Here is a 17,498-nt window from a genome sequence, read left to right on the forward strand (position 1 = left end):
TCGTCCTCGTGGGGGTCGGCGTTCCTCAGCCGCGCAGGGCTTCGACGGCGGCGGCCAGCGCCCGCGGCACGTCCGGTACGAGCGTGTGCGCGCCGTCGCGTACGACGTGCCGGCCGCCCACGACCGTGTGCCGTACGTCGGCCGCGCCCGCCGCGAAGACGGCCGTCTCGGCGCCCAGCCGGGGCGGCGGCCCGGCCGTCCTGACCGTGTCCAGGGCGATCGTCGTCAGGTCGGCGAGCGCGCCGGGCTCGATGGCGCCGGCGTCGTCCCAGCCCAGGGCGGCGTGGCCGTCGGCGGTGGCGGCCCGCAGCAGTGCCGCGGCGGTCCAGTGGCCCCGGGTGCGGGTGCGCAGCCGCTCGTCCAGCTCCATCGCGCGTGCCTCTTCGAGCAGGTCGATGACGGCGTGGCTGTCGGAGCCGAGGGAGAGCGGGGAGCCGGCCCGTTGCAGCGCGGCGGCCGGGCCGATGCCGTCGGCCAGGTCCCGTTCGGTGGTGGGGCACATGCAGGTGCCGGTGCCCGAGCCGCCGAGCAGGGCGATGTCCTCGTCGGTGAGGTGGGTGTTGTGCACACCGGTGGTGCGGGGCCCGAGGACGCCGTGGTCGGCGAGCAGCCGGGTGGGCGTGCGGCCGTGGGCGGCCAGGCAGGCGTCGTTCTCGGCGGTCTGCTCCGACAGGTGCACGTGCAGCGGGGCGCGCCGCTCCTCGGCCCACCGTGCCACGGTGGCCAGCTGTCCGGCGGGCACGGCCCGTACGGAGTGGATCGCCGCCCCGATCCGGGCGTGGTCCCGCTCCCGGAGATCCGCGCAGCGTGCGGCCCAGGTCTCCGCGTCGCCGTCGGAGAAGCGCTGCTGGTGGCTGCCGGGCGGCTGTCCGAAGCCGGCGGAGAGGTAGCAGGTGTCGAGGAGGGTGATGCGGATCCCGGCCTCGGCGGCGGCGGCGATCAGCGCCTCGCCCATGGCGTTGGGGTCGGCGTAGGGGGTGCCGCCGGGCGCGTGGTGCACGTAGTGGAACTCGCCGACGCAGGTGATGCCGGCGAGGGCCATCTCGGCGTACACCGCGCGGGCCAGGGCGTGGTAGGTCTCCGGGGTCAGCCGGTCGGCGACGGAGTACATCACCTCGCGCCAGGTCCAGAAGGTGCCGCTGCCGATTTGGACGGTGCCGCGCAGCGCCCGGTGGAAGGCGTGGCTGTGGGCGTTGGCCAGCCCCGGGAGGGTCAGTCCGCGCAGCACCTCGGCGCCGGGCGGCGGGGCGGGGGTCCCGGTGCGGACGGCCGTGACGCGGCCCCGCGCCACCTCGACCGTCACGCCCGGCTCGACCCGGTCGCCCAGCCAGGCGTGCTCCAGCCAGTAGGTTCCCTCGGTCACCGGCAGGCCAGTCCTTCCAGTACGTCGGCGAGTGCCCGCACCCCGGCCACGCAGTCGTCCTCGGCCGCGGACTCGGCCGGGGAGTGCGAAACACCGGTGGGGTTGCGCACGAACAGCATGGCGGTCGGGATGCTCCCGGACAGGATGCCGGCGTCGTGTCCGGCACCGGTTCCGAGGACGGGTACCCGCAGGCCGGTGTCCCGGCCCAGGATGCGGGCGAGTTCGTCCCGCAGGGCGTGGTCGAACTCGACGACCGGGGTGAAGGACTCCCGGACGACGTCGAGGCCGACGCCGTGCGCGGCGGCGTACTCGCGGGCGGCCTTCTGCACTCCCCCGACGACCGTGTCCAGGGTCTCCTGGTCGGCGGCGCGCGAGTCGAGCCAGCCGCGCACCAGCGACGGGATGGCGTTGACGCCGTTCGGCTCGACGGAGACCTTGCCGAAGGTGGCGACGGCACCGGCGAGTTCGGCCTCGCGGCGGGCGGCGAGCACGGTCTCGGCGTAGGACGGCATCGGGTCGCGGCGGTCGGCCAGCCGGGTGGTGCCGGCGTGGTTGGCCTCGCCGCGGAAGTCGAACCGCCAGCGGCCGTGCGGCCAGATGGCGCTGGCGATGCCGACCGGGTCGCCGGACAGGTCCAGCGCGCGGCCCTGTTCGACGTGGAGTTCGACGAAGGCGCCGATCCGGGCCAGCCGCTCGGGGTCGGCGCCGATGGCCTCGGGGTCGTACCCGGCGGCCTCCATGGCGCGCGGCAGGCTGACCCCGTCGCCGTCGGTGAGCCGGTGGGCCTGCTCGACGGTCAGCTGCCCGGCGGTCAGCCGGGAGCCGACGCAGGCCAGCCCGAACCGGGCGCCCTCCTCGTCGCCGAAGTTGACGACGGCCAGGGGCCTGGTGAACTCGGTTCCCCGGCCGCGCAGCTCGTCCAGCGCGGCGAAGGAGGACACCACCCCGAGGGGTCCGTCGAAGGCGCCGCCGTCCGGCACGGAGTCCAGGTGCGACCCGGTGACGACGGCGTCCCCGGCGGCCGGATCGCCCAGCCAGGCCCACTGGTTGCCGTTCCGGTCGACCTCGTACGCCAGCCCACGCCCCCGGGCCTGCTCCTCGAACCAGGCCCGGCAGTCGGCGTCGGCCCCGGTCCAGGCGTAGCGGCGGTATCCCCCGGAGCCGGCGTGGCGGCCGACGGGGAGCAGGTCCGCCCACATCTCGTGGAAGGAGCTGCCCACGACGGACTCGGCAGAACGCTGGGTCACGCCTGCTCACCCTCGCGCATCGGCACCCGGACCCCGCGCTCGGCGGCCACCGACTCGGCGATGTCGTATCCGGCGTCCACGTGCCGGATGACGCCCATGCCCGGGTCGTTGGTGAGGACGCGCCGGATCTTCTCGCCGCCCAGCTCGGTGCCGTCGGCGACGGTGACCTGGCCGGCGTGGATGGACCGTCCCATGCCGACACCGCCGCCGTGGTGGATGGACACCCAGGAGGCGCCGGAGGCGACGTTGACCATCGCGTTCAGCAGCGGCCAGTCGGCGATCGCGTCGGACCCGTCGAGCATGGCCTCGGTCTCGCGGTACGGGGAGGCGACGGAGCCGCAGTCCAGGTGGTCGCGGCCGATGGCCAGCGGGGCGGCCAGTTCGCCGCTCGCCACCATGTCGTTGAACCGCTCGCCGGCCTTGTCGCGCTCGCCGTAGCCGAGCCAGCAGATGCGGGCGGGCAGGCCCTGGAAGTGGACGCGCTCGCCGGCCATCTTGATCCAGCGGGCCAGGGACTCGTTCTCGGGGAACAGTTCCAGGAGCGCCTTGTCCGTCTTGGCGATGTCGGCGGGGTCGCCGGACAGGGCGGCCCAGCGGAAGGGGCCCTTGCCCTCGCAGAAGAGGGGGCGGATGTAGGCGGGGACGAAGCCGGGGAACGCGAAGGCGCGGTCGTAGCCGGCGAGCCGGGCCTCGCCGCGGATGGAGTTGCCGTAGTCGAAGACCTCGGCGCCGGCGTCCATGAAGCCGACCATGGCCTCGACGTGGCGTGCCATGGACTCGCGGGCGCGGGTGGTGAAGCCGGCCGGGTCCTTGGCGGCGGCGTCGGCCATGTCCTCGAAGGCGATGCCGGTGGGCAGGTAGGCCAGCGGGTCGTGGGCGGAGGTCTGGTCGGTGACGATGTCGATGGGCGCGCCCATGGCGAGCAGCTGCGGAACCAGTTCGGCCGCGTTGCCGAGGACACCGATGGACAGCGGACGGCGTGCGTCGCGGGCCTCGACGGCCAGCTGGAGGGCGTGGTCCAGGCTGTCGGCCGCGACGTCGAGGTAGCGGTGCTCGATGCGGCGCTCGATGGCGCGCGGGTCGCAGTCGATGCAGAGGGCGACGCCGTCGTTCATGGTCACGGCGAGGGGCTGGGCGCCGCCCATGCCGCCGAGGCCGGCCGTGAGGGTGATCGTCCCGGCGAGGGTGCCGCCGAACTTCTTCGCGGCGACGGCGGCGAAGGTCTCGTAGGTGCCCTGGAGGATGCCCTGGGTGCCGATGTAGATCCAGGAGCCGGCGGTCATCTGGCCGTACATGGTCAGGCCGAGGGCCTCCAGACGGCGGAACTCCTCCCAGTTGGCCCAGTCGCCGACGAGGTTGGAGTTGGCGATGAGGACGCGCGGGGCCCACTCGTGGGTCTGCATCACGCCGACCGGGCGGCCGGACTGGACCAGCATGGTCTCGTCCTGCTTGAGCGTCCGCAGCGTGCGCACCATGGCGTCGAAGGAGCGCCAGTCACGGGCGGCCTTGCCGGTGCCGCCGTAGACGACGAGCTTGTCGGGGTGCTCGGCGACCTCGGGGTCGAGGTTGTTCTGGAGCATGCGCAGGGCGGCTTCCTGCTGCCATCCCAGCGCGCTGAGTTCCGTGCCGCGCGGTGCTCGTACGGGGCGGGGTCCCGACATCGTCTGCCTCCTCCGGTGCCTACGTCTATTCACATCCTGTCTGTCTGAATAGAACTAGTCAATACGTCGGGACGCCGATCCAGGGGCTCGGGGGGCGCACGCGCCCGCTCACACCACCCTTGAGCGCCCGTGCGCCGTTGACAGACCCCCGGTCGTCGGTGATCAACTCCTGCGTCAAAGAGGTAAGTTGACCTACGCTAGTACGCCGGAAGCATGTTCCAGCGGAAAATGCCAAACGCCTCACCTCTCGCACACACGTTGCGTAGTGTCTCTGTCACGCAGCCGGAGTCCCAGGCGGGAGGGGAGCCACGGTGCCCGGAATCGACGAGTGCCTGCTGGAAGCGATGCGGTTACCGGGTGCCCGGGGAGCCGCGCTGGTGGACTGGACCAGCGGACTGGCCCTCGGGACGGTCGGGGAAGCGCCCGGCGGCGACCACGAGACGACCGCCGCCGAGGCCGCCGAACTGGCCCGGATGGCCACCGAACACGGCACCTTCGCGGCGCGCGGGGACGACCTGCTGCCCGTGGAGGACGTGATCATCAGCAACGGTGACAGCTATCACCTGCTGCGGTTCCTGGACACGTCCTTCGACAGCAGCGTGTTCCTGCACCTGTGGCTCGGCCGCGAGGAGGGCAACCTCGCGCTCGCCCGGATCCGGCTCGGCGAGATGGCCGCCCGGCTGGTGCTGGGATGACCATGGTCCGAATACCTCCGTCGCCCCTGCCGGTGCGGGACAAGACGGCCCCGCGCGCGCTGTCGCCGATGCTGACCCGGCTGGCCGAGGAGCGGGCCACCGGCGTCCTGCTCCGCGAGTGCGGCACCCTGTACCTCGCCGAGGGCCGGGTGGTGCACGCCGAGAGCCCCCTCGCCCCCGGCCTCGACGTGCTCCTCACCGCCCACGGCACCCTCGCGACCACCGCCTGGCAGTGGGCCGCCGCCCGCGCCGCGGGTCCCCCGCAGGCCGCCGGACTCCTGCTGGACTCCGGACTGCTGCCCGCGGGCGCGCTGGAACTGTGCCACCTGGACACCCTGTACGACGCCGGGTACTTCGCGCTGGCGCCGAGCAGCACCCCGGGCCGGTTCCGCTACGACAGCACGCCCCGGCCCGGCCCGCTGCCCTCGGTCCCGGTCGTCGCGCTGGAACGCGAGACACTGCGGCGCCGCCTGCTGCTGCACCGGCTGTGGCCCGACCCGGCCGTCGACGGCGCCCCGCTGATCCGCGCGGACCCGGCGGCGGCCACCCCGCTCACGCCCCGGCAGCGGGCGGTCCTGGACCGCGTGGACGGCGTCCGCTCGGCCGTCGAGATCGCGCGGAACCTGGGACGGCAGGCCTTCCACACCCTCGTCGACGTGCGCCGGCTCGCGGCGGCCGGCCACGTCGCCCCGGTGACAGCCGGGTACGCGCGGCCCGCTCCGCCGCCGACGGTCACCGACCCCGACATCGCGCTGCTGAAAAGGCTCAGGGATGCGCTGGAGGCACTTTGAACGGCACCGCCCCGCCGAGAGGAGAGAGCTGATGGTGTCCGACGAGGATTTCCGGGCCGTCCTGGAGGAGCTGCGCCGGCTGCGCACCCGGGTGCCCCAGCTCACCGGCGCCCTGGCGGCCGGTGTCGACGGTCTCGTCATCGCCCACGACACCCCCGGGGTCGACCCGGAGGGCCTGTCCGCGCTCACCGCCGCCGCGCTCGGCGTCGCCGTACGGGTCGCCGACACCACCGGGCACGGCGGCTTCCGCGAACTGCTGGTGCGCGGCGAGCGCGGCTATGTCGCCACCTACGCGGCCGGCCGTACCGCCGTACTGACCCTGCTCGCCCAGGACCGGGTCAACGTCGGCCGGCTGCACCTGGAGGGCCGCCGGGCCGGAGCGCGCGTCGGGGAGCTGCTCGACGCCGCCGAGGCCGCGGCCCGGGCCGCCCGCCCGGCCCGGAGGCCGCCCGGTGCCGTCAGCTCCGTGCCCCCGCCCCGCGCCCGCCCGACCCCCCGCACCACGAGCGCCGAAACGCGCGCCGCGACCGACAGTTGAACGATCCGAGAGGACTCACCATGGCCAACACCGAGACCGCGCTGAAAGAGGCGCTGACCTCCATCGAGGGCGCCACCGGCGTCGCGCTCGTCGACTACACCAGCGGGATGGCGCTGGGCACCATGGGCGGCAGCAAGACGTTCGACCTGAACGTGGCCGCCGCCGGCAACACCGACGTGATCCGCGCCAAGATGCGCACGATGGAGATGCTGGGCCTCAAGGGCGGCATCGAGGACATCCTCATCACCCTGTCGGACCAGTACCACCTGATCCGCCTGCTCAACAGCCGCGGCGGCAACGGCCTGTTCCTCTACCTGGTCCTCGACTCGGGCCGGGCCAACCTCGCGATGGCCCGGCACCAGCTGAAGCGGATCGAGGAGGAGCTGGAGGTCTGACGGCGGCTCAGACGAGTGCCGCGGTACGGCGGCGGGCCCCGCCCGGGGCCGCGTCGCCGGCCGCCACGCCCGTACCGCGCAGGCCCCTGACGGCCTTGCCGGCCGGGCGTCCGCCGTACCGGCCGAGCCAGTCGACGCGCACCCACAGCAGCGTCTGCCCGGCCCGCTCCAGCCGGCCGAGCCACGCGGCCTTCAGCCGCAGCCCGGCGCCGAGCCCGGCCAGCAGCAGACCGCCGGCCACGGGCACCGCGAAGGCGGACCCGAGGGCGGCGGCGCCGCCGAGCAGCAGCCACCAGCGGTGTCCCCGGCGCCAGTTGCGCACGGTCACCGCCCGGTCCTGTAGGACGTCGTACTTGCCGGCGCGGGCCGCGCCGCGGGCGAGGGCGGTGTACCGGCCCCGGCGGGCGAGGGCCACGCCGGCCGCGCCGAGCAGGAAGAGCGCCGCCCCGGCGAGGACGCCGATCCGGCGTCCGGTCAGTCCTTCCGGTACGGCGCCGATCCCCGCGGCGACCACCCCGGTCCACCAGAGCGGGGCGGCCCCCGCCCGTACGACGACGGCCACCCGGGCCAGTCCCTGTCCTCCGCGCGCCACGTCAGCCTCCCGTGTCACGTTGCAGTGAGCGCCTGTGTCTTCCAGGGAAGCTAATAGCAGAACCTGAGACGAGTCTGAGAGAGGCCGTGCGGGATTCTCACTCCACGAAGAGTCCGCGCGCCGCCGCGCCCGCGTCGAACTCCTCCAGGCGGGCCTGGGCGTCCGGCAGGTCGTCGCAGACCGCCTCCAGCAGCACCCGGCCGAGCAGCATCGGCGCGCACGCGGTGTCGAAGGCCAGCCCGGTGCCGACGGCGGCGGGCAGCAGCAGGTCGGAGTACTTGGCGACGGGCGCGAACGCGGAGTCGGCGACCGTGACGACGGTCAGACCCGCGTCCTTGGCGTAGGCGAGGGTGTCCACGACCTCGCGGGGGTGCCGGGGCAGCGCGAAGCACAGCAGGGCGGTGGCGCCCGCGCGGACGGCGGCGTCGACGCGGTCGTGGATCATGGTGCCGCCCTCGTGGAGCAGCCGTACGTCGGGGTGGACCTTGGCGGCGAAGTAGGCGAAGCCGTAGGCCTGGGAGGCGGCGGCGCGCAGTCCGAGCACCGGCAGCGGGCGGGAGGCGGCGAGGATCCGGCCGGCCTTCTGCACCGGGCGCGGGTCGGCGAGCAGCTCGGCGAGGTGCCGGAGGTTCTCGATCTCGGCCTCGACGGCCTGCTGGTACTCGTTGTAGGCGCCCGCCCCGGCGGCCGGTTCGGCCGGGACGACCTCGCGCAGGTGCCTGCGCAGGGCGGGGTAGCCGTCGAAACCGAGGGCGACCGCGAACCGGGTCACCGACGGCTGGCTGACCCCGGCCAGGTCGGCCAGCTCCACGCTGGACAGGAAGGGCACGTCGGCGGCCCGGCGCACCATGCTGTGCGCGATGCGGCGCTGGGTCGGCGTGAGCCGGTGCCCCTCGAAGAGGGCCTGCAACCGGTTGGCCGGGCTGTCGGTCGCACTCATGACGTACTCCCCCTCTGCGAGTCCTCGACGCCCCGGGAGAGTACAGCGCCGGGGCGTGGACACACACCAGTCAATTATTCAGAGAGCGTGTCACTGCATACCGTTATACATCCCAGGCGTCCGGACCGGGGGGTAGCCCCAGTGCGGCCCCGGCCGCCGCTGCCTAGGCTGGCCCGCATGAGCACACTCGACCCGCGAGGCACCGACCTCGGGAGGGACCTCGACGCCACCGTGCGGGCCCGCCGGGAACTGGGCGACGACTACGACACCGTGCTGGTCGACTCCTTCCTGGAGAAGGTCGAACAGCGGATCGACGACGCGGTGGACCGCCGGGTACGGCGCCGGCTGGCCGAGCAGGACATGGCGGCGGCACGCGGCACCCGGCGGCCGAAACCGGCCGACTCCTGGGCCGAGCGCCACGGCTTCGCCCTGATCACGCTCGTCCTGGCCATTCCGCTGTCCGCGATCGCCGCCACGTTCGCGGGGCTGTCCGGGATGGTCGTCACCTGGCTCGGCATCGTCGGCGTCAACGCGGTGCAGGCGGTCCGGCTGAACCCGGACCTCTTCCCCGGCCGGAACCGGCCCACCGACGACTGACGGTCCCCGGCCCGACCCCGGCGACCCGCACGGCCCCCGCCGACCGCGCGTCCGACGCCGGCCCCGACATGCCGGCGACTTACGCGTCGTACGTCGCCCCCGCCGGCCCACGCCGCTCACTCGCGCGTCGTACGTCGCCCCCTGGCCAACGCCGGTCACCCACGGGTCGTACGTCGGACCCCGACCCACGCTGCTCACCGCGCGCCCCGCACGTCGGCCCCCGGCCCACGCCGGTCACCATGCGCCTCGTACGTCGGACCCCCGCCCACACCGATCACCGAGCCCCCCGCACGTCGACCCCCGACCCACACCGGTCACCCACGGGTCGTACGTCGGCCCCCGACCCACGCTGCTCACCGCGCGCCCCGCACGTCGGCCCCCGGCCTACGCCGGTCACCATGCGCCTCGTACGTCGGCCCCCGCCCACACCGATCACCGCCCGCCCCGCAGGCCACCCCCGGCCCACGCCGCTCACCAGCACGTCGTATGTCGGACCCCCGCCCACACCGGTCACCCGCGCCTCGCAGGTCGCCCCCCGGCAGGCTCTGCGCCCGCGCGCCCCGCACGTCGGCCCCCGGCCACCCACGCCGGTCATCCGCACTCCGCCGGCCCGGCAGGCTGGGCGTCTGCGCGTACCGGGCATCACCGCGGTGACCCACGCGTCCCCCGGGTCCCGCACGCCGCGCGGGGACCGGGGCGGGCGGGAGGCTCGCGGTGCCCGGTGGCGCGGTGACCGCGCAGAAGACTGTCGCGGGGACCGCCGCACCCCCGTTTCCGGGGGGCGGGACGACGGCGGTCCCCGCGAGGGACGCGGGCCGGGTCAGGCCGGGCCCCCGCGTCCGTGGCGTCCAGGGAGGTCCGGGAGCCGCTCCGGTAGTCCTTGGCGCCGTTCGGCGCCGGCCCGGGCGGGAAGCCTCTCCCCGGGCGCGAGGCCCGGGAGGCGCTTGACCCGCCCCTGCCGACACCCACCACTGTGCCGGGCCCGTGTTAAGCGGGTGCTGCGCGCACGTGACACGCTCGTACCACTTCCGCGAACCCCGGCCCCCGGTGCTCGCGGCGCCCCCCGGACCGGGCGCGGAGGGTCCGCTACTTGCCGCCGCCCTTGGCCAGGAAGGCCAGGAGGTCCTGCCGGCTGATCACACCGGTCGGCTTGCCCTCGACGAGGACGATCGCCGCGTCGGCCGTGCCGAGCACCGACATCAGGTCGCCGACCGGCTCACCGGAGCCGACCTGGGGCAGCGGCGCGGACATGTGCTTCTCCAGCGGGTCCTCCAGCGACGCGCGCTGGCTGAACAGGGCGTCCAGCAGCTCCCGTTCCACGACCGAGCCGACGACCTCGGCGGCCATGACGTCCGGGTGCCCGGCACCCGGCTTGACGACCGGCATCTGCGAGACGCCGTACTCGCGCAGCACCTCGATGGCCTGGCCGACGGTCTCCTCCGGGTGCATGTGCACCAGGGACGGGATGGTGCCGCCCGCCTTGTCGCTGAGGACGTCGGCGACGCGGGCGCTGGGGCCCTCGTCCTCCAGGAAGCCGTAGTCGGCCATCCACTCGTCGTTGAAGATCTTGCTGAGGTAGCCGCGGCCGCTGTCCGGCAGCAGGACGACCACGACGTCGTCCGGGCCGAGCCGCTCGGCGACCTCCAGCGCGGCGACGACGGCCATGCCGCAGGAGCCGCCCACCAGCAGGCCCTCCTCCTTGGCCAGCCGGCGGGTCATCTGGAAGGAGTCCTTGTCGGAGACGGCGACGATCTCGTCCGCGACGGTGCGGTCGTAGGCGGTCGGCCAGAAGTCCTCACCGACGCCCTCGACCAGGTACGGCCGCCCGGAGCCGCCGGAGTACACGGAGCCCTCGGGGTCGGCGCCGATCACCTTGACCGCGCCCTGGCTGGCTTCCTTCAGGTAGCGCCCGGTGCCGGAGATGGTGCCGCCGGTGCCGACGCCCGCGACGAAGTGGGTGATCTTCCCCTCGGTCTGCTCCCACAGCTCGGGGCCGGTCGAGTGATAGTGCGAGAGCGGGTTGTTGGGGTTGGAGTACTGGTCGGGCTTCCACGCGCCCGGCGTCTCACGGACGAGCCGGTCGGAGACGTTGTAGTACGAGTCCGGGTGCTCCGGAGCCACGGCGGTCGGGCACACCACGACCTCGGCACCGTACGCGCGCAGTACGTTGATCTTGTCGGTGCTCACCTTGTCGGGGCACACGAAGATGCACTTGTACCCCTTCTGCTGCGCGACGATGGCCAGCCCGACGCCGGTGTTCCCACTGGTCGGCTCGACGATCGTGCCACCCGGCTTCAGTTCCCCGCTCTGCTCGGCGGCCTCGATCATGCGCAGAGCGATGCGGTCCTTCACGGAGCCGCCCGGGTTGAAGTACTCCACCTTGGCCAGGACGGTCGCCTGGATGCCCTTGGTGACGCTGTTGAGCCTCAGCAGCGGGGTGTTGCCGACGAGGCTGATCATCGAGTCGTGGAATCGCACCGTTGTCTCCGGTTGCTTGCGCAAAATGTGGTCGTAAGTGGTGCCGCCAGCCTAAGGCCCAGGGCCGAACCGGCGTGGTCGTTCACTCCCCGTCGAGATTGGCGGACCGTCTGTACGGGGCAAGGAGTGGGTGTACGGCTACGAGGAGGTGGCGGCGACGCATGACGAGCATGTCCAGGGCGAGAGTGGCCCGGCGCATCGCGGCCGGAGCGGCGTACGGCGGGGGCGGGGTCGGGCTGGTCGGCGCCGCGGCCGTCGGCCTGGTGCTGACGGAGCTGCGGCTGGCCCGGCGCCATGTGGGCAACGGCAGCAGCGGCCGGGTGCCGCCGGCCGACGGGCTGTACGGCCACGCGTACGACATCCCCGGCGAACCCCCGCTCCGCCTGACCATGCTCGGCGACTCCACGGCCGCGGGTCAGGGCGTGCACCGGGCGGGCCAGACCCCCGGGGCGCTGCTGGCGTCGGGCCTGGCGGCGGTGGCGGAGCGCCCGGTGGAGCTGCGGAACGTGGCGCTGCCCGGCGCCCGGTCCGACGACCTCGACCGCCAGGTGACGCTGGTGCTCTCGACCTCGTTCCCGGCCCCGGACGTCTGCGTGATCATGATCGGCGCGAACGACGTGACCCACCGGATGCCGCCGACCCGCTCGGTACGGCACCTGTCAGCGGCGGTACGACGGCTGCGCACGGCCGGCGCCGAGGTGGTCGTCGGCACCTGTCCCGACCTCGGCACGATCGAGCCCGTGCAGCAGCCGCTGCGCTGGCTGGCCCGGCGGGCGTCCCGGCAGCTCGCGGCGGCGCAGACGATCGGCGCGGTGGAGCAGGGCGGGCGCACGGTGTCGCTGGGCGACCTGCTGGGCCCGGAGTTCGAGGCGAACCCGCGGGAGCTGTTCGGCCCGGACAACTACCACCCGTCGGCGGAGGGGTACGCGACGGCGGCGATGGCGGTGCTGCCGACGGTGTGCGCGGCGCTGGGCCTGTGGCCGGCGGACGAGGAGCGGCCGGACGCGTCGCGGCGCGAGGGGTTCCTGCCGGTCGCCCGGGCGGCGGCCGAGGCCGCGTCGGAGGCCGGTACGGAGGTCACGGCGGCCATGCCGGCGGGGCCCCGGGGCCCGTGGGCGCTGCTCAAGCGGAGGCGGCGGCGCCGGGTGCCGGAGGCCGAACCGGCCCGCCCCACGGCCTGACCGAGGTGGGTCCGCCCGCCGGCCTGTCGCGGCGGGCGGGTCCCACCTGGCCAAGCAAGCGCTTAGACAATTGCGGTCAGTGTCACACCGCGACAACGGTGACCTGGGCCATACGGACGGGTAACTTCCCAACCGGCCCTGCCCGATCCCCAGTCCCACTGGAGCCGTGATGCCCGAAGCCGTCATCGTCTCGACCGCCCGCTCCCCCATCGGCCGCGCGAACAAGGGCTCCCTGAAGGACCTGCGCCCCGACGACCTGACCGCCACGATCATCCAGGCGGCACTCGCCAAGGTCCCCGAGCTGAACCCCGAGGACATCGACGACCTGATGCTCGGCTGCGGCCTCCCCGGCGGCGAGCAGGGTCACAACCTCGGCCGGATCGTCGCCGTACAGATGGGCATGGACCACCTGCCGGGCTGTACGGTCACCCGCTACTGCTCCTCCTCCCTCCAGACCTCCCGCATGGCGCTGCACGCCATCAAGGCCGGCGAGGGCGACGTCTTCATCTCGGCCGGTGTCGAGACGGTCTCCCGCTACGTCCACGGCAGCTCCGACATGCCGGGCACCCACAACCCGCTGTTCGCCGAGGCCGAGGCCCGTACCGCCGAGGTCGCCCAGCAGGAGGGCAGCACCTGGCACGACCCGCGCGAGGACGGCCTGGTGCCCGACCCGTACATCGCGATGGGCCAGACCGCCGAGAACCTGGCCCGCGCGAAGGGCATCAGCCGCCGGGAGATGGACGAGTTCGGCGTCCGCTCGCAGAACCTCGCCGAGGAAGCCGTCAAGAACGGTTTCTGGGAGCGCGAGATCACCCCGGTCACCCTCCCCGACGGCACGGTCGTCAGCAAGGACGACGGTCCGCGCGCGGGCGTCACCCTGGAGGGCGTGTCGGGCCTCAAGCCGGTGTTCCGCCCCGACGGCCTGGTCACCGCCGCCAACTGCTGCCCGCTCAACGACGGCGCCGCCGCGCTCGTCATCATGTCCGACACCAAGGCGCGCGAGCTGGGCCTGACCCCGCTCGCCCGGATCGTGTCCACCGGTGTCTCCGGTCTCTCCCCCGAGATCATGGGCCTCGGCCCGGTCGAGGCGAGCCGGCAGGCGCTGCGGCGCGCCGGTCTCACCATCGACGACATCGACCTGGTCGAGATCAACGAGGCCTTCGCCGCCCAGGTGATCCCCTCCTACCAGGACCTCGGCATCGACCTCGACAAGCTGAACGTCAACGGCGGCGCCATCGCCGTCGGCCACCCCTTCGGCATGACCGGCGCCCGCATCACCGGCACGCTCATCAACTCCCTCCAGTGGCACGACAAGCAGTTCGGCCTGGAGACGATGTGCGTCGGCGGCGGCCAGGGCATGGCGATGGTCATCGAGCGCCTCAGCTGACTCAGCTGACACACCGTCCGTAACGGGATGCGCACGTCCCTTCGCGCAAGGGCCCAGAACCGAGGAAACACCAAGGTTCTGGGCCTTTCCGTGATCCAATCTCCCCCAGGATGTGACCTATCTCGCCCACCGGGGCCATCGTCCCAGGTCAGAGCGGGTCGGCAGCGTGCACCCCCGCACCGTACGGCCAAGTTCCTGTCCGTTTCGTGACGTTACGCACTGACAGCTGGATAGTCCGCCCTTCAAGCTGATGTAGGAAGTCGGGGGACGAGTCTGAACCGGGAGTACGTCAGTGAGCGCCATGCCGATCGCCCTGCTGCTCACCACGGCCGCCACCGGCGCCGTGGGCGTCGCCGTCCTGCGCACCGTGCTGAAGCTGCGCCGCCAGCTCACGGAGCTCCAGCGGCAGCTGGCCGGGAACCAGGCGGCCGGCGCGCGCGCCGTGCTGCCGCACGCCCGCACCGGCGCCGACACCGACCAGATACGCGCGGCGGTGGCCGAGGCGCTCGCCGAGGAGCGGGAGCGGGAGCTGGCCGAGGCGCGCGCCTTCTGGGCGGCGCAGGAGACCCGTGACGTCTCCGACGCGCCCTCGCTGCTGGGCCTGCCCGAGATGGATCTGTTCCTGCCCCGGCAGGCCGACTTCCTCGGCCTGGAGCCGCTGGAGCCGGTGTCCGAGCCGACCGTGGACGCCGACGAGTTCGGCGGGGACTCCCCGGAGCTGGCCGCGGCCCGCCGCCGCCACCCCTCGCACCCCGACTTCGTCCCCGTGCAGTCCCCGGCGGTGAACGACCACGAGCGCACGGTGACCGCCCTGGAGCAGCTGGCCGCCGACCGCGTGGCCCTGTCGGACGTCCGCCCCGGCCCGCTCGGCACGCTGGACGTCTACGTCTTCGCCGACGGCACCACCCTGTGCATGACCCCGGGCCACCGCGAGACGGCCGAACGCCTGGCGGCCGCCCTGGAAGCGGGCGAGGCCCCGTACCTCCTGGGCGGCTCCGGCATCTCCGGCGCCTACACCCTGACGTTCACGTGCGGCGACGACATGCTCTACATCCTGGCCGACCGGGTCATCGCCTCCTTCTGACGCCGGCTCAGACCCCGGCCCGCCGCCGGGCCTCCTCCACCAGCCGCACCGCCTCGGCGACCTGCTCGTCGCTCTCCGCCACGACCGCCAGGTCGTGCGCGGCCACGAGGATCTGGTCGGCGGCGGCGAACATCCCCGCGTCGGGCATCTCCCGGGCCTCGGTGCCCGGCTCCTCCAGCTGCTGGGCCCGGCGGGACAGCTCCCGGGCAGCGGCCAGCGCCTCGGCGGCGGCCCCTCGTTGCAACCGGCTCTGCGGAGCGGCCCGCAAGCGGTCGGCGAAATGATCCACTGCTCGGCTCAAGGGCGTCGTATCAACCACCCGCCGAGCGTAACGCGCCGCACTGTTGCCAATACGCGGGCGCTCAGGCACGGTGACGGGAAGGACCGGCTCACATCCCCTTTGCCTTCGGAGGCGCCGATGTCCCATGTCTTGTCCGAAGAGACCCACCGCAACATCCTCGCCCGCATTCCGCACTGCACCGGCCGCGAGGTCTCCGACTGGCTGCGCACCGTCGAAGAAGGCCCCGCCCTGTTCCGCTTCGAGGAGAAGGTCAGCTGGCTCCGGCACGAGTACGACCTCGCGTACGGCCACGCGAAGGCGCTCGTGCACGAGTACGACCTCCGGAGGGCGGCCCGCAAGCTGCTCTAGCCGGCACCGCCGCACCGGTGACGACGAAGGGCCCCGGACCGCGTCCGGAGCCCTTCGCGTACGACCGTCGGGCCGCTAGTCGTTGCTGCTGAAGATCGCCACCAGCCGCAGCATCTCCACGTAGATCCACACCAGGGTCATGGTGAGACCGAACGCGGCGAGCCAGGACTCGTTGCGCGGGGCGCCGTAGGCGATGCCGTCCTCGATCTGCTTGAAGTCGAGGGTCAGGAAGAACGCGCCGAGCAGGATCGCGAAGATGCCGATGATCGCGCCGAGCGGGCCGAAGCTGCGCAGACCGCCGTCGGCGGCGACACCGAACGCCACCAGCAGCAGGTTGACCGCCATGACCACCATGAAGGCGATCGCGATGGCGATACCGACGCGGGCGTAGCGGGCGGTGACGCGGATCCAGCCGGCCTTGTAGACCAGCAGGGTCGCGCCCGACACCGCCATGGTGCCGAGCACCGCCTGGAAGGGGGCCCCGCTCCAGCGGCTGTTGTACATCTCGCTGATGACGCCGAGGAACACGCCCTCGAACGCGGCGTACCCGAGGATCAGCGCGGGCGACGGGGTGCGCTTGAAGCTCTGGACCATGGCCAGGACGAACGCGATCAGCGCGGAGCCGGCTGCCAGGCCGTAGCTGGTGCCGGAGACCGGCAGCAGCGCCCAGGCGAGGACGGCGCCGACGGCGACCGTGCCGAGCGTGAGGGCCGAGCGGACGACGACGTCGTCCATGGTCATCCGGTCGGCGGTGACCGGGGCCTGCGGCGGGGCGCCGTTCTGGACGTCGGTCCGCGCGTAGGGGTTCTGGGCGTACGGGTTCTGCGCGTGGGGGTTCCCCTGTGCATAGGGGTTGCCCTGTGCGTACCCGGCCTGCGGTGCGGTGTTGAAGCCGGCGTAGCCGTTGTCGCGGCTGAACCCCCGTCGCGAGAAGACCGGGTTACTGCTCCTCATTTCACTCCTCCATGGCTGCCGTGCGCAGCCTTGGCTCAAGAGTAATGGATTGGCAAAGGATCGACCATGATACTTGAGGAGGATCTTTCCCCTGCCGTGCTGAGCCACACGCTACGCGCAGGACCGGTTCCCGGCCACGGACGATGACATTCCCTGACGAAACCGCCGCCTGATCGAAAGGCAACCCGGTGTACGCCTCGGCGAGGTCGGTCCCGGCCGCACGCGAGGACGTGATGCGCGCAGGCCGGGCGTCGGCGATCGCGTGGCGTCCGGGCGAGTCGCCCCCGGGAGGCGATCGGTCACTGAAGCGATCTCGTTCCTCTGCCGTGGATCTGCCGGCGTGCACCTGGTCCGGCTCCGCCACCCACCCGCGCCATGGGGAGCGGGAGCTGGTGGATCCGCTGTTCGGCAGCTCGGACGAGCAGCGTTCCCGGCCCGCAGGACCGGAGCGCCGGGAGCGGAACGGAGACGAGAAAACGGCCCCGTAGGGCCGTTCCCGTTGGTCGGGCCGTGCTTGACGGTAGGTGCCCGGAGCCGGACTTGAACCGGCACGCCCGCGAAGGGGCAGCGAGGTTTAAGCTCGCCGTGTCTGCTTTCCACCATCCGGGCAGGCCATGGGCTCCGCTTCGAGGATCCGAGCCTATCGGCACCCATCCCCCGGACAGCGGAGTGTTGGACCGATGTTGTCTTATTTTATTGGCGCCTGAGGGGGCATCAGCCCAAGGAATGCGCCGTCCGCACGTGCCAACAGCCTGACCTGACACCGACGCGCCCGTACGCGGAATGACGGAATTTCACCGTACGAACGAGGGTGGCCCACCTGTTCTCGGCAACCGGGCGGCGGTCCGGCGCGGCCGGCCCGCCCTCTCGGGGCCGTCCGTCCTCCCCAGGTATGACACCGCGGCCCCCCGTCCGCCCCGAGTCGCCCTCCGGAACCGGATCAGCG

17 protein-coding genes and 1 tRNA gene are annotated in these 17,498 nt (G+C 73.2%); 9 read left to right on the plus strand and 9 right to left on the minus strand.

The window, feature by feature from the left end; all coding sequences use genetic code 11:
- Nucleotides 1–25: 25 nt before the first annotated feature.
- The 3 genes from ABZ117_RS05000 to hutU are packed head-to-tail and all read right to left on the minus strand — an operon-like array spanning nt 26 to nt 4,271.
- A complete protein-coding gene (locus ABZ117_RS05000) occupies nt 26–1,363 on the minus strand; it encodes a formimidoylglutamate deiminase (RefSeq protein ID WP_356817477.1) in 1,338 nt (445 codons plus the stop codon).
- Entirely contained in the window at nt 1,360–2,562 is a 1,203-nt protein-coding gene (locus ABZ117_RS05005) for an allantoate amidohydrolase (protein WP_356818135.1), read from the minus strand. The genes ABZ117_RS05000 and ABZ117_RS05005 overlap by 4 nt, the downstream gene beginning before the upstream one ends.
- 44 nt (nt 2,563–2,606) lie before the next feature.
- Nucleotides 2,607–4,271, minus strand: coding sequence for a urocanate hydratase (hutU, locus tag ABZ117_RS05010; protein WP_356817479.1), 1,665 nt, complete (start codon nt 4,269–4,271; stop codon nt 2,607–2,609).
- A gap of 311 nt (nt 4,272–4,582) precedes the next feature.
- On the opposite strand from hutU, the gene ABZ117_RS05015 reads away from it, so the two are divergent.
- Genes ABZ117_RS05015 through ABZ117_RS05030 form a run of 4 tightly spaced genes read left to right on the plus strand, consistent with a single transcriptional unit; the run spans nt 4,583 to nt 6,690 of the window.
- Nucleotides 4,583–4,966, plus strand: coding sequence for a hypothetical protein (locus ABZ117_RS05015; protein ID WP_121788415.1), 384 nt, complete (start codon nt 4,583–4,585; stop codon nt 4,964–4,966).
- On the plus strand, nt 4,963–5,757 hold the full coding sequence (locus ABZ117_RS05020; RefSeq protein WP_356817481.1) for a transcriptional regulator: 795 nt from the start codon (nt 4,963–4,965) through the stop codon (nt 5,755–5,757). Before ABZ117_RS05015 ends, ABZ117_RS05020 begins: the two co-directional genes overlap by 4 nt.
- Before the next feature lie 31 nt (nt 5,758–5,788).
- A complete protein-coding gene (locus ABZ117_RS05025; RefSeq protein ID WP_356817483.1) occupies nt 5,789–6,295 on the plus strand; it encodes a roadblock/LC7 domain-containing protein in 507 nt (168 codons plus the stop codon).
- Nucleotides 6,296–6,315: 20 nt separating this feature from the next.
- The gene (locus tag ABZ117_RS05030; protein ID WP_121788412.1) at nt 6,316–6,690 is read left to right on the plus strand and encodes a hypothetical protein; all 375 of its coding nucleotides are present in this window, start codon (nt 6,316–6,318) and stop codon (nt 6,688–6,690) included.
- 7 nt (nt 6,691–6,697) lie between these two features.
- Here ABZ117_RS05030 and ABZ117_RS05035 read toward each other — a convergent pair whose 3' ends face one another.
- Nucleotides 6,698–7,282 (minus strand): hypothetical protein, encoded by a 585-nt coding sequence (locus ABZ117_RS05035; protein ID WP_356817485.1) that lies wholly within the window; start codon nt 7,280–7,282, stop codon nt 6,698–6,700.
- A gap of 97 nt (nt 7,283–7,379) precedes the next feature.
- On the minus strand, nt 7,380–8,222 hold the full coding sequence (locus ABZ117_RS05040) for a MurR/RpiR family transcriptional regulator (protein WP_356817487.1): 843 nt from the start codon (nt 8,220–8,222) through the stop codon (nt 7,380–7,382).
- 177 nt (nt 8,223–8,399) lie between these two features.
- Between ABZ117_RS05040 and ABZ117_RS05045 the strand changes: the two genes are divergently transcribed.
- Nucleotides 8,400–8,819, plus strand: coding sequence for a hypothetical protein (locus tag ABZ117_RS05045; protein WP_356817489.1), 420 nt, complete (start codon nt 8,400–8,402; stop codon nt 8,817–8,819).
- A 1,086-nt stretch (nt 8,820–9,905) separates the two neighbouring features.
- Here the strand turns inward: ABZ117_RS05045 and ABZ117_RS05050 are convergent.
- Nucleotides 9,906–11,297, minus strand: coding sequence for a cystathionine beta-synthase (locus ABZ117_RS05050; RefSeq protein ID WP_356817490.1), 1,392 nt, complete (start codon nt 11,295–11,297; stop codon nt 9,906–9,908).
- A gap of 161 nt (nt 11,298–11,458) precedes the next feature.
- On the opposite strand from ABZ117_RS05050, the gene ABZ117_RS05055 reads away from it, so the two are divergent.
- The 3 genes from ABZ117_RS05055 to ABZ117_RS05065 all read left to right on the plus strand — a co-directional run bounded on the left by ABZ117_RS05055 (nt 11,459) and on the right by ABZ117_RS05065 (nt 14,949).
- Entirely contained in the window at nt 11,459–12,478 is a 1,020-nt protein-coding gene (locus ABZ117_RS05055; protein WP_356817492.1) for an SGNH/GDSL hydrolase family protein, read from the plus strand.
- A 169-nt stretch (nt 12,479–12,647) separates the two neighbouring features.
- The gene (locus tag ABZ117_RS05060; RefSeq protein ID WP_356817494.1) at nt 12,648–13,865 is read left to right on the plus strand and encodes an acetyl-CoA C-acetyltransferase; all 1,218 of its coding nucleotides are present in this window, start codon (nt 12,648–12,650) and stop codon (nt 13,863–13,865) included.
- Nucleotides 13,866–14,166: 301 nt separating this feature from the next.
- Nucleotides 14,167–14,949: a hypothetical protein gene (locus tag ABZ117_RS05065; protein WP_356818137.1), complete on the plus strand. Its 783-nt coding sequence runs from the start codon at nt 14,167–14,169 to the stop codon at nt 14,947–14,949.
- 7 nt (nt 14,950–14,956) lie between these two features.
- On the opposite strand, the gene ABZ117_RS05070 is transcribed toward ABZ117_RS05065, so the two are convergent.
- A complete protein-coding gene (locus ABZ117_RS05070) occupies nt 14,957–15,268 on the minus strand; it encodes a hypothetical protein (protein WP_356817495.1) in 312 nt (103 codons plus the stop codon).
- Nucleotides 15,269–15,367: 99 nt separating this feature from the next.
- Here ABZ117_RS05070 and ABZ117_RS05075 point away from each other — a divergent pair, with 99 nt between their 5' ends.
- Entirely contained in the window at nt 15,368–15,598 is a 231-nt protein-coding gene (locus tag ABZ117_RS05075; RefSeq protein WP_356817497.1) for a DUF4287 domain-containing protein, read from the plus strand.
- 75 nt (nt 15,599–15,673) lie between these two features.
- Here ABZ117_RS05075 and ABZ117_RS05080 read toward each other — a convergent pair whose 3' ends face one another.
- Together ABZ117_RS05080 and ABZ117_RS05085 are read right to left on the minus strand one after the other, a co-directional pair.
- Nucleotides 15,674–16,552, minus strand: coding sequence for a Bax inhibitor-1/YccA family protein (locus ABZ117_RS05080; RefSeq protein WP_356817498.1), 879 nt, complete (start codon nt 16,550–16,552; stop codon nt 15,674–15,676).
- Nucleotides 16,553–17,077: 525 nt separating this feature from the next.
- Nucleotides 17,078–17,161: transfer RNA gene (locus ABZ117_RS05085), tRNA-Leu, on the minus strand.
- Between the last annotated feature and the right edge of the window lie 337 nt (nt 17,162–17,498).

The organism is Streptomyces sp. NPDC006309 (assembly GCF_040613095.1).
Lineage (GTDB): Bacteria > Actinomycetota > Actinomycetes > Streptomycetales > Streptomycetaceae > Streptomyces.

Bases quoted from the DNA above. Each gene is read 5' to 3' on its own strand.
- ABZ117_RS05005 (WP_356818135.1), bottom strand. From the start codon at position 2,562: ATGTGGGCGGACCTGCTCCCCGTCGGCCGCCACGCCGGCTCCGGGGGA.
- hutU (WP_356817479.1), bottom strand. From the start codon at position 4,271: ATGTCGGGACCCCGCCCCGTACGAGCACCGCGCGGCACGGAACTCAGC.
- ABZ117_RS05020 (WP_356817481.1), top strand. From the start codon at position 4,963: ATGACCATGGTCCGAATACCTCCGTCGCCCCTGCCGGTGCGGGACAAG.
- ABZ117_RS05025 (WP_356817483.1), top strand. From the start codon at position 5,789: ATGGTGTCCGACGAGGATTTCCGGGCCGTCCTGGAGGAGCTGCGCCGG.
- ABZ117_RS05030 (WP_121788412.1), top strand. From the start codon at position 6,316: ATGGCCAACACCGAGACCGCGCTGAAAGAGGCGCTGACCTCCATCGAG.
- ABZ117_RS05040 (WP_356817487.1), bottom strand. From the start codon at position 8,222: ATGAGTGCGACCGACAGCCCGGCCAACCGGTTGCAGGCCCTCTTCGAG.
- ABZ117_RS05045 (WP_356817489.1), top strand. From the start codon at position 8,400: ATGAGCACACTCGACCCGCGAGGCACCGACCTCGGGAGGGACCTCGAC.
- ABZ117_RS05055 (WP_356817492.1), top strand. From the start codon at position 11,459: ATGACGAGCATGTCCAGGGCGAGAGTGGCCCGGCGCATCGCGGCCGGA.
- ABZ117_RS05060 (WP_356817494.1), top strand. From the start codon at position 12,648: ATGCCCGAAGCCGTCATCGTCTCGACCGCCCGCTCCCCCATCGGCCGC.
- ABZ117_RS05065 (WP_356818137.1), top strand. From the start codon at position 14,167: ATGCCGATCGCCCTGCTGCTCACCACGGCCGCCACCGGCGCCGTGGGC.
- ABZ117_RS05075 (WP_356817497.1), top strand. From the start codon at position 15,368: ATGTCCCATGTCTTGTCCGAAGAGACCCACCGCAACATCCTCGCCCGC.
- ABZ117_RS05080 (WP_356817498.1), bottom strand. From the start codon at position 16,552: ATGAGGAGCAGTAACCCGGTCTTCTCGCGACGGGGGTTCAGCCGCGAC.